This window comes from Gordonia sp. ABSL11-1, from assembly GCF_030315685.1.
GTDB lineage: Bacteria > Actinomycetota > Actinomycetes > Mycobacteriales > Mycobacteriaceae > Gordonia.
Map to the genome: position 1 here is coordinate 39,643 of NZ_JASXSI010000030.1, position 9,773 is coordinate 49,415.

General features: G+C 67.0%; 8 protein-coding genes and 1 pseudogene. 8 read left to right on the forward strand and 1 reads right to left on the reverse strand.

The genetic code is table 11. The features are described from left to right. Window positions 1-21: 21 nt before the first annotated feature. From QSJ19_RS23705 to QSJ19_RS23725, 5 genes are all read left to right on the forward strand, one after another. Entirely contained in the window at window positions 22-1,701 is a 1,680-nt protein-coding gene (locus tag QSJ19_RS23705; protein ID WP_286323477.1) for an FAD-dependent oxidoreductase, read from the forward strand. Window positions 1,702-1,703: 2 nt separating this feature from the next. Further along, window positions 1,704-2,978 (forward strand): glycosyltransferase family 4 protein, encoded by a 1,275-nt coding sequence (locus tag QSJ19_RS23710; protein ID WP_286323478.1) that lies wholly within the window; start codon window positions 1,704-1,706, stop codon window positions 2,976-2,978. Between the two features lie 34 nt (window positions 2,979-3,012). Further along, complete coding sequence (locus tag QSJ19_RS23715; RefSeq protein ID WP_286323480.1) at window positions 3,013-3,771, forward strand: class I SAM-dependent methyltransferase; 759 nt, start codon at window positions 3,013-3,015, stop codon at window positions 3,769-3,771. Between the two features lie 71 nt (window positions 3,772-3,842). Further along, window positions 3,843-4,814 carry a prenyltransferase gene (locus QSJ19_RS23720; protein WP_502876338.1) on the forward strand — a complete coding sequence of 324 codons (972 nt, stop codon included), beginning with the start codon at window positions 3,843-3,845 and terminating at the stop codon, window positions 4,812-4,814. Between the two features lie 66 nt (window positions 4,815-4,880). Then, window positions 4,881-5,738: an LLM class F420-dependent oxidoreductase gene (locus QSJ19_RS23725; protein ID WP_286323482.1), complete on the forward strand. Its 858-nt coding sequence runs from the start codon at window positions 4,881-4,883 to the stop codon at window positions 5,736-5,738. A gap of 139 nt (window positions 5,739-5,877) precedes the next feature. On the opposite strand, the gene QSJ19_RS23730 is transcribed toward QSJ19_RS23725, so the two are convergent. Next, window positions 5,878-6,489, reverse strand: coding sequence for a TetR/AcrR family transcriptional regulator (locus tag QSJ19_RS23730; protein ID WP_286323483.1), 612 nt, complete (start codon window positions 6,487-6,489; stop codon window positions 5,878-5,880). A 124-nt stretch (window positions 6,490-6,613) separates the two neighbouring features. Between QSJ19_RS23730 and QSJ19_RS23735 the strand changes: the two genes are divergently transcribed. The 3 genes and pseudogenes from QSJ19_RS23735 to QSJ19_RS23745 all read left to right on the forward strand — a co-directional run bounded on the left by QSJ19_RS23735 (window position 6,614) and on the right by QSJ19_RS23745 (window position 9,695). Then, the gene (locus tag QSJ19_RS23735) at window positions 6,614-8,005 is read left to right on the forward strand and encodes a flavin-containing monooxygenase (RefSeq protein ID WP_286323484.1); all 1,392 of its coding nucleotides are present in this window, start codon (window positions 6,614-6,616) and stop codon (window positions 8,003-8,005) included. After that, complete coding sequence (locus tag QSJ19_RS23740; protein WP_286323485.1) at window positions 8,002-8,952, forward strand: alpha/beta hydrolase; 951 nt, start codon at window positions 8,002-8,004, stop codon at window positions 8,950-8,952. The genes QSJ19_RS23735 and QSJ19_RS23740 overlap by 4 nt, the downstream gene beginning before the upstream one ends. Then, window positions 8,949-9,695: pseudogene (locus tag QSJ19_RS23745) on the forward strand (SDR family NAD(P)-dependent oxidoreductase). The gene QSJ19_RS23740 and the pseudogene QSJ19_RS23745 overlap by 4 nt, the downstream one beginning before the upstream one ends. Window positions 9,696-9,773: the final 78 nt, after the last annotated feature.

Consider the following 9,773-nt stretch of genomic DNA (forward strand, 5'->3'; position numbering starts at 1 on the left):
CGGATCTCAAGGAAACAGCAGATGGCGCATGTGATCACCAGACCATGTTGCAACGATGCCAGTTGCGTCAGCGTGTGTCCGGTCAACTGCATACATCCGACTCCGGACGAGCCTGAGTTCTTCACGGCGGAGATGCTGTTCATCGATCCGGAGACCTGCATCGACTGCGGTGCCTGCATCGATGAGTGCCCCGTCGAGGCGATCCTGCCCGACGACCAGCTGGAAGAACGCGACGAGCCTTACCTCCAGATCAACGCGGATTACTACAAGGATCACGATGTCGAGGGCGGGCTGGTGCCGCCGAAGAAAGGGCCGCAACTCCCTGAGGGGGAACTGCACGTCGCGGTCATCGGTGCCGGCCCGGCCGCGTTCTACGCGGCTGAGGAGCTCGTACGCAAGCAGCAGGTCAAGGTCGACATGTTCGACCGCCTGCCGACGCCCTACGGCCTCGTGCGTGCCGGTGTGGCTCCCGATCACGCACCGACCAAGGGCGTCGAGAAGACGTTCGCGTCGACGGCGGCCAAGCGGAACTTCACGTACTTCCTGAACGTCGAGGTCGGCAAGCACATCACGCATGCCGAACTCGTCGACCGGTACCACGCGGTGATCTACGCGGTTGGTGCGGCGACGGACAAACGCCTGGGCATCGAGGGAGAGGACCTGGCCGGATCCATCCCGGCCACCGAGTTCGTGGCCTGGTACAACGGACATCCCGACTACGCCGACCTCGACGTCGATCTCACCGGCGAGCGAGCGGTGGTGATCGGCAACGGCAACGTCGCGCTCGACGTCGCGCGCATCCTCGTCAGCGATCCGGACGAGCTGGCGAAGACGGACATCGCCGACCACGCGCTCGCAGCGCTGCGCGAGTCCAAGGTCACCGAGGTCGTGCTGCTGGCACGCCGCGGTGTCGCGCAGGCGGCCTACACCAACAGCGAGTTCCTTGCGCTGGGCGATGTCGACGGCGTCGACGTCGTGATCGATGCGGAGGAACTCGCCCTCGACCCGGCCACGGAGTCGGCCCTCGACGACGACACCCTCGATTCGACCATCGCCACCAAGATCCGGCTCGCGCGTGAGTTCGCCGAGCGGCCGCCGACCGACGGCAATCGCCGCATCGTCTTCCGTTTCCTCGTGTCGCCGATGGAGGCCACCGGCGACAGCGCGATCGAGCGACTCACCGTCGTGCGCAACGCCTACGCCGACGGCACCGAACGGGTGGCGGTGACCCCGACCGACGAGCGCTTCGAACTCGAGACGGGACTGGTCCTGCGGGCGATCGGCTACCGCGGCGTTCCGGTCATCGATCTGCCGTTCGACGAGGTCAGAGGCGTCGTGCCGAACACCGAGGGACGAGTGCAGGCCTCGGCCGACGGTGATGTCGTCGCAGGTCTGTACGTGACGGGATGGATCAAACGGGGTGCGACCGGGGGGATAGGGATGAACCGAGTATGTGGACAACAGACCGCCGAGGCGGTGCTGAGGGATCATGTCGACGGAGTCCTCGCGGCGCCGCAGACGAGCCGTGACGACGTCGCCGATCTCGTCGCCGACCGGGGTGCGCGGCGGATCGACCTCGACGGTTGGAAGGCGATCGACGCGGCGGAGAAGTCGGCGGGCAAGAGCGGTGGTCGCCGACGGGTCAAGTTCGTCTCGATCACCGAGTTCGAGACCGCGGCCGGCATGGAACCGGTGCAATAGGGATGCGCGTCGCACTGCTGTCCTATCGCAGCAAACCGCACTGTGGCGGCCAAGGGGTCTACGTCCGTCATCTGTCGCGCGAGCTCGCGTTGCTCGGACACGAGGTCGAGATCTTCTCCGGCCAGCCCTATCCCGAACTCGACCAGGTGGCCGTCGATGCCGGGGTCACGCTCACCAAGGTGCCGAGCATGGCGCTCTACGACGAGCCGGATCCGTTCCGCACACCGCGTCCGGGCGAGTACCGCGACTGGATCGACCTGCTCGAGGTCGGATCGATGTGGACCGCGAGTTTCGGTGAGCCGCTGACCTTCAGTCTGCGAGTCGCGCGAATCCTCAAGGAGCGCCGCGACGATTTCGACATCGTGCACGACAATCAGTGTCTCGGTTATGGATTGCTCGACATCCAGAAGGCCGGCTTCCCCCTCATCGCGACGATCCATCACCCGATCACCCGGGACCGGACCCTGGCGGTGAAAGCCGCGAAGGGGTGGCGCAAGATCACCGCATGGCGCTGGCATTCCTTCCTGCGCATGCAGGGTCGAGTCTCACGCCGCATCCCCGAACTCCTCACGGTGTCCCGGAGCAGCGAGGTCGACATCCGCAAGGCGTTCGACATCCCCTCAGGCCGGATCACGACGATCCCGCTGGGCGTCGACACCGAGGTGTTCCGCCCCGGTGTCGAGCGGGTGCCCGGCCGGATCGCTTGTGTGGCCAGCGCCGACGCCCCGCTCAAAGGGGTGTCGTATCTGCTCGAGGCGGTGGCCAAACTCAGTGCCGAGCGCCCGGTGGAGCTGGTACTCGTCTCCAAACTCGATCCGAACGGTCCGTCGGCGAGGATGATCGAGGACCTCGCCATCGGCGACAAGGTGCGGGTGGTGTCGGGCCTCGAGGACGAGGAGATGGCCGAGCTACTCGCGTCCGCTGAGGTCGCCTGCGTCCCATCGCTGTACGAAGGGTTCTCGCTTCCCGCCGTGGAGGCGATGAGCTGTGCGACGCCACTCGTCGCCACGCGTGCCGGGGCGATCCCCGAGGTGGTCGGGACCGCTGCGGAGGCGGCGGTGCTCGTCCCGCCGCGCGACTCGGGGAAGTTGGCCCAGGCGATCGGGCGGCTGCTCGACGATGCCGACATGCGCCGTCGCCTCGGCGACGGTGGTCGTCGGCGGGTCGAGGACCGCTACAGCTGGGCGGCGGTGGCGGCCAAGACCGCGGCCCATTACGAGACCGTTCTCGAACGAGTGGCCCGTGATGCGGCCGCGTCCGAGCCGGCGACTCGCTGATCTCGCAGTACCGGATGAACGAAGGGAAGATCACGTGCTGACAGTGGATTTCGACCGCCTGGGGGTGGGTCCGCAGACCAAGGCGATCGACATCGGGGCGGGACAGGGCAGGCACTCGTTCGAGATGTTCCGTCGAGGCGCGGACGTCATCGCCTTCGATCAGTCCGAGAAGGACATGGGCGAGGTCGCGGAGATGTTCGACGCGATGATGGCGGAGGGACACGTGCCCGCCGCGGCCAAAGCACGTGCCGAGGTCGGTGATGCTCTCCGACTTCCCTACGCCGACAACAGTTTCGACGTCGTATTGATGTCCGAGATCCTCGAGCACATCCCAAGCGACGAGGCCGCGATCGCCGAGATGGTCCGGATCCTCAAGCCCGGCGGCGTTGCCGCCGTCACCGTTCCGCGCTACTGGCCGGAGAAGGTCTGCTGGGCGCTGTCGGACGAGTATCACGAGGTCGAGGGCGGCCACGTCCGCATCTACAAGGCCTCGGAGCTGGCCGGAAAACTGACCGCCGCCGGTCTCGAAGTCACCGGAACCGATCACGCGCACGCCCTCCATGCGCCGTACTGGTGGCTCAAATGTGCTGTGGGCGTGGAGAACAACGACAATTTCCTGGTGCAGGGCTATCACCGGTTGCTGGTGTGGGACATGATGAGCAAGCCCGCGCTCACCCGCGTGGGCGAGTTGGTGCTCAATCCGTTCATCGGCAAGTCGGTGGCGCTGTATCTGCGCAAGCCCGCCGCTGACACACGGCCCGAGCGCTCCGCTTCCGGCGCCGACGCGCCGTGATCCCGACTCCCGCGATCGCGGGAGTCCTGACCGCACAGCAGGTCGACGCCACCGGCGCGGCGATCGCTGCGATGCAGGAGGATTCAGGGGCGCTGCCCTGGTTCCCGGGTGGCCAGACCGACCCGTGGGATCACGTGGAGTCGGCGATGGCATTGTCGGTCACCGGCCGGTTCGCCGAGGCGGAGGCCGCCTACGACTGGTCGCGGCGGCATCAGCGTGCGGATGGGTCGTGGCCCATCCGCACGGTCGTCGGGCGGGTCGAGGATCCGAATGTCGACAGCAACTTCTGTGCGTACGTCGCTGTCGGCGTGTGGCATCACTTCCTGATCACCGGGAACGACGCGTTCCTCGAACGACTGTGGCCGACCGTGTGGTCGGCGATCGACCTCGTCGTCAAGTTCCAACGACCCGACGGTGCATTCCGGTGGGGTGGGGATCACGTCACCGGGGCGATGTTCGATCAGGCCCAGATCACTGGCAACGCAAGCATTTTCCAGGCACTCGACTGCGCTGTGCGGATCGCCGACAGGGTCGGGCAACCCGAGGACGACTGGAATCGTGCGCACGGTGCGCTCGGTGAGGCCCTTCGTGAGCGGCCGGAGATCTTCGAGCCGCCGTCCGATCACTCGATGGACTGGTACTACCCGGTGCTCGGCGGCGCGGTACGCGGTCGAGCCGGTCAAGAGGTCATCGCCGAGCGGTGGGACGAGTTCGTCGTCGCGGGCAAGGGGATTCGCTGCGTCGACCATCGCCCGTGGGTGACCGGTGCCGAGACCTGCGAGCTCGCCCTCGCCGTGGACGCCCTCGGTGACACCGACGACGCGATCGTACTGGTGGATTCGATCCAGCACCTGCGTGACCCGGACGGATCGTATTGGACCGGGCTGGTGTTCTCCGACGGCAAGCGATGGCCGGTCGAGAAGAGCTGCTGGACGTCGGCCGCCGTCGTCCTGGCGGCCGACGCGATCAGCCGGGCCACTCCCGGACACGGAATCTTCCGCGACGTCCGGCAAACCCTGGCCGTGGGGGACCGAATCCCCTAGACTGGTGTCCAGTCAGTCGTCCAGAGTCGTGGGCGGCTCAGTTCGCGATGCGGCGTTGGAGGGTTCATGGAGTTCGGAATCGTGCAGTTCACCAGCGATCGGGGGCTCAAGCCACATGTGCTGGCGCCGCTGATCGAGGACGCCGGGTTCGCGTCGTACTTCGTGCCCGAACACGGACACATCCCGACCCGACGCGATGCCGCCCACCCACAGACCGGGGATTCGTCGCTGCCCGACGACCGATATATGCGCACTCTCGATCCGTGGACGTCGCTCGGCGCGGCTGCCGCGGTCACCGAGCGCATCCGACTCGCGACCGCGGTCGCGCTGCCCGTCCAATCCGACCCGATCACGCTGGCCAAGACACTGGCCACCCTCGACCACATCTCTGCGGGACGCGTCACGCTCGGCGTCGGATTCGGTTGGAATCTGGACGAATTGGCGGATCACAACGTCCCGCCGAAGCGTCGTCGGACGATGCTCCGCGAGTACCTCGAGGCGATGCGTGCACTGTGGACCCAGGAGGAAGCCGAATACCACGGTGAGTTCGTCGATTTCGGCCCGAGCTGGGCCTGGCCGAAGTCGACGCAGGCCACGATCCCCGTGCTCGTCGGCGCTGCCGGCAACGAGAAGAACTTCACGTGGATCACCCGAAGCGCGGACGGCTGGATCACCACCCCTGGTGAGGAGGACATCGAGGGATCGGTGTCGTTGCTCAAACAGATCTGGACCGACGCCGGCCGTGCGGGCGTCCCCGAGATCGTGGTTCTCGACTTCAAGCCGGTGGCCGAGAAACTTGACAAGTGGCGCGAGATCGGCGTGACCCAGGTGCTCTACGGCCTGCCCGACGACAGCGTCGAACGGGCGACCGGCTACCTCGCCAAGCTGGCCGGCAAGCTCGGACTCGCTCCGGCCGCGGTCTGAGTCGCGCGGGGAGTGGGGTCGCGGCCTTGCGGTCTCGCCGCGTCGTGTCCTGTTTCGCGACCTCCGTGCTGGTCGCGTCGGGGCTCGGGCGCGGGATCCCCGTGCTGGTCGCGTCGGGGGGTCGGGCGAGTGCGCGGCGTTACGGTTCAGCGCGCAGCGCCGGCATGAGGTAGCGGCGGATGTGTCGGAGTAGGGCATCGATGTCGTCGGGATCGATCGTCTCCGACGGCACCGTGCCGAGGCTGATCAGCACGCGCGCAACCCATTCCGCGACCTCGTCGAGGTCGTGACCCGGATGGATCTCGCCGCGCGCGGCGGCGGCGTCGATGTACGGCCGCCAGAACAGGGCAAGATCGGGCACGAGGCCCGTGACACCCATGCCCGCGCAGGCCGCGAACTCGTCGGGTTCCTCGGTCCGCAGACGTAACAGGAGGGTGCCGGGATCGTCGTACGCGCCGCGCCCGATCCGCACACCCGCCGCGATCTGACGATCGAATCCGTCGATGGCCTCCAACTCGTCTCGGGCGTCGTTCCAGAATGCCTCATTGAGCCGGACGATCGCCGCGCCGATGAGGGTCGACTTGTCGGGGAAGTGTCGATAGAGCCATGCACGCGACACCCCGGCCGTCTCCGCGACCTCCTGCATCGTCGTCGCGCGGATGCCCTTGTCGGCGAGCAGCTTCTCGGTGGCATCCAGGAGGCGGGCGCTGATTCCGGTCGTCGGTCGCTGGTCCGTCGATGCCTCGCTCACGATCGAACCCTAGCAGTTCTGTAGACATATCTCGGATTCTGTTCACTTCCGCGGCGTCATGGGGTAGACAGAATAAACAATCTGTCTACTGCCCGGAGAGCGCGGGCCATCTCCGTGAGGAACCATGAGCGCATATCTGCCGCGTACAGCGGTCATCGGGGCCGGGATCAGCGGTCTCACGTCCGGCAAGATGCTCGCCGACTACGGCGTGCCCTACACCTGTTTCGAATCCTCGGACCGAATCGGCGGCAACTGGGCTTTCGGCAACCCCAACGGTCACAGCAGTGCCTATCGCTCGCTGCACATCGACACGTCCAAACACCAACTGTCGTTCCGGGATTTCCCGATGCCGGAAGAGTACCCGGACTTTCCCCATCACACCCAGATCAAGTCGTACCTGGACTCCTACGCAGAGGCGTTCGGACTCCTCGACAACATCGAGTTCACCAACGGTGTCACCCACGCCCGTCGGCTCGACGGCGGCGGGTGGGAGCTGGAGACGCAACGCGGTGAACGCCGACTCTTCGATCTGCTCGTGGTCGCCAACGGGCACCACTGGGATCCGCGGTACCCCGACTTTCCCGGGACGTTCGACGGTACCGAGATGCACGCCCACCACTACATCGACCCGAAGACACCACATGACTTCTCGGGCAAGCGGATCCTGGTCGTCGGTCTCGGCAACAGCGCCGCCGACATCGCCGTCGAGCTGTCCTCGAAATCGCTCGAGAACACGCTGACCCTGTCGACGCGGTCCGGGGCGTGGATCGTGCCGAAGTACTTCGCCGGCAAGCCGGCCGACAAGTACTACCACACGTCGCCGTACATCCCGTTCTCGTGGCAACGCAAGTTCATGCAGGTCATGCAGCCGATGACGGCGGGGAGGCCCGAGGATTTCGGCCTCCCGACCCCCAATCACAAGTTCTTCGAGGCACATCCGACCCAGTCGGTGGAACTGCCTCTTCGGCTGGGTTCGGGCGATGTGCTGCCCAAACCCGACATCGAACGCCTCGACGGCTCGACGGTCCACTTCGTGGACGGAACCTCCGACGACTTCGACATCATCATCTACGCGACCGGCTACAACATCACGTTCCCCTTCTTCGACCCGGACTTCATCAGCGCCCCCGACAACCGCATCGACCTCTACAAGCGCATGTTCTACCCGGGTGTCGACGATCTGGTCTTCGCCGGATTCGCCCAGGCGACACCGACTCTGTTCCCGTTCGTCGAATGCCAGGCGCGAGTGATCGGTTCCTACGCCGTCGGGCGGTATCGCCTGCCGTCGGAAGCGGAGATGCACGAGGTGATCGTCGCCGATCAGCAGTTCTTCACGGGGCACATGCTCGATCGTCCCCGCCACACCCAGCAACTCGATCACTATCTCTACGAACACAACATCCGCACGAAGGAGATACCCGCGGGACGACGACGGGCGCAGGCGCACGGCGCGCCGGCATGGGCGCGGGTCGCCGACGACGTCACGGCGGCGGCTGCAGGAGGGGGTTCGCGATGAGCACCGAACGACACGACCTGACGTACACCTCGCACGGAACTGACTGTGACGCCTGGTTTTTCCCCGGCGTCGACATCTCTGGATTCGACGGCCCGGGCGGACGACCGGTCGTCGTGATGGCGCACGGATTCGCCGGCACCAAGGACTCCGGCCTCGAGCCCTACGCGCGCCGATTCGCCGACGCCGGGCTCGCGGTGCTGGCCTTCGACTACCGTGGATTCGGATTGTCCGACGGTGAACCGCGGCAACGTATCTCGATGGCCGGTCAGGCCGACGACTATCGCGCCGCCATCGACGCCGCCACTGCGCAGAGGGGGGTCGATGCGTCACGCGTGATCCTCTGGGGCATCTCGCAATCCGGTGGGCACAGCCTCATCGTCGGCGCTGATCGCACCGACATCGCCGCGATCATCGCGATGGTGCCGTTGGTCAACGGTCTCTCCGCGGGTGTCCACCACTACCCGCAGGTGGGCGGGGCGGCGATGGCACGATCGACCGCCGTCGGGATCGGCAGCGCGATCGCGGTGCGTCTGGGACGTCCGCCGACCACGATGCCCGTCGTCGGTCGGCCGGGAGACAAGGCGGCACTGACCTCGCCGGGCTTCTACGACGCCTATCTCTCCATCGCGGGGCCCTCGTGGCGCAACGAGGTCGACGCGACGGTGGGCCTCGAACTGGGCAGCTTTCGCGCCGACAAGGCCGCCGAACGGATCGACGCTCCGGTGCTGATGCAGATCGCCGACTTCGACCAGGGTGCGCCGCCGCATGCCGCCGCGAAGGCCGGCTTCAAGGCACGCGCCGAGGTCCGTCACTACCCGTGCGACCACTTCGACGTGTTCGACGGCCGAGACTGGTTCGAACCGGCTGTCGCACATCAGCTCTCGTTCCTCCGACGACATCTGGCCGTCGAGCGAACGGCTGACTCCGAAGCGGCAGGTGCCCGGTGACGCGGCGTGCTGTCGTCGTCGGCGGTGCCTCCGGCATCGGTCGGGCGACCGCGCGTGTGCTGGCCGCCGACGATCACGCGGTGAGGATTGCCGACATCGACGGCGACAAGGCCCGCGCCGCAGCCGGCGATATCGGCGGTGCCACGACAGCCGTCACCACGAGGACTCGGTGGCGGCCGGATTGGCCGACCTCGACGACCTGCACACCGTGGTCAGCTGCGCCGGTCTGACGATCCCCGGGCGCGATCACCGACCTCGAGCTCGATCACTGGCGGACCACGATCGACGTGTGCCTGACCGGGACGTTCCTGGTGCTCGAGCACGCGGGCCGAAGGATCGTCGACGGCGGGGGCATTGTCGTGATCTCGTCGCTCAACGGGCGGCAGCCCGGCGCGGGGATGGGCGCCTACTGTGCGTCGAAAGCCGGCGTGACGATGCTCGTCGAGGTCGCCGCGCTGGAGCTGGCCCCCCGACGGGTGCGGGTGAACGCGATCTCGCCGGGCGTCGTCGACACACCGCTCACCGAGGGCCTGGCCCTCGTCCCCGGTCTCACGGACGAGTACATCGAGAACACGCCGCTGGGTCGTGCCGGACAACCCGAGGAGGTCGCCGACATGGCGGCCTTCCTGACCTCGGACAGGGCCGGATGGATCACCGGGGCCGCCTTCGACGTCAACGGAGGCGCACACCTGCAGCGCTATCCGGATGTGCTCGGCAAGGTGCGAGCCATGATGGCGACCTGACCGCTCCTGACCGCCCGGGGGGGGGGGGGGGGGGGGGGGGGGGGGGGGGGGGGGGGGGGGGGGGGGGGGGGGGGGGGG

Excerpts from the sequence above, each read along its gene's own strand:
- QSJ19_RS23705 (WP_286323477.1), top strand. The coding sequence starts at position 22 with ATGGCGCATGTGATCACCAGACCATGTTGCAACGATGCCAGTTGCGTC.
- QSJ19_RS23710 (WP_286323478.1), top strand. The coding sequence starts at position 1,704 with ATGCGCGTCGCACTGCTGTCCTATCGCAGCAAACCGCACTGTGGCGGC.
- QSJ19_RS23720 (WP_502876338.1), top strand. The coding sequence starts at position 3,843 with ATGCAGGAGGATTCAGGGGCGCTGCCCTGGTTCCCGGGTGGCCAGACC.
- QSJ19_RS23725 (WP_286323482.1), top strand. The coding sequence starts at position 4,881 with ATGGAGTTCGGAATCGTGCAGTTCACCAGCGATCGGGGGCTCAAGCCA.
- QSJ19_RS23735 (WP_286323484.1), top strand. The coding sequence starts at position 6,614 with ATGAGCGCATATCTGCCGCGTACAGCGGTCATCGGGGCCGGGATCAGC.
- QSJ19_RS23740 (WP_286323485.1), top strand. The coding sequence starts at position 8,002 with ATGAGCACCGAACGACACGACCTGACGTACACCTCGCACGGAACTGAC.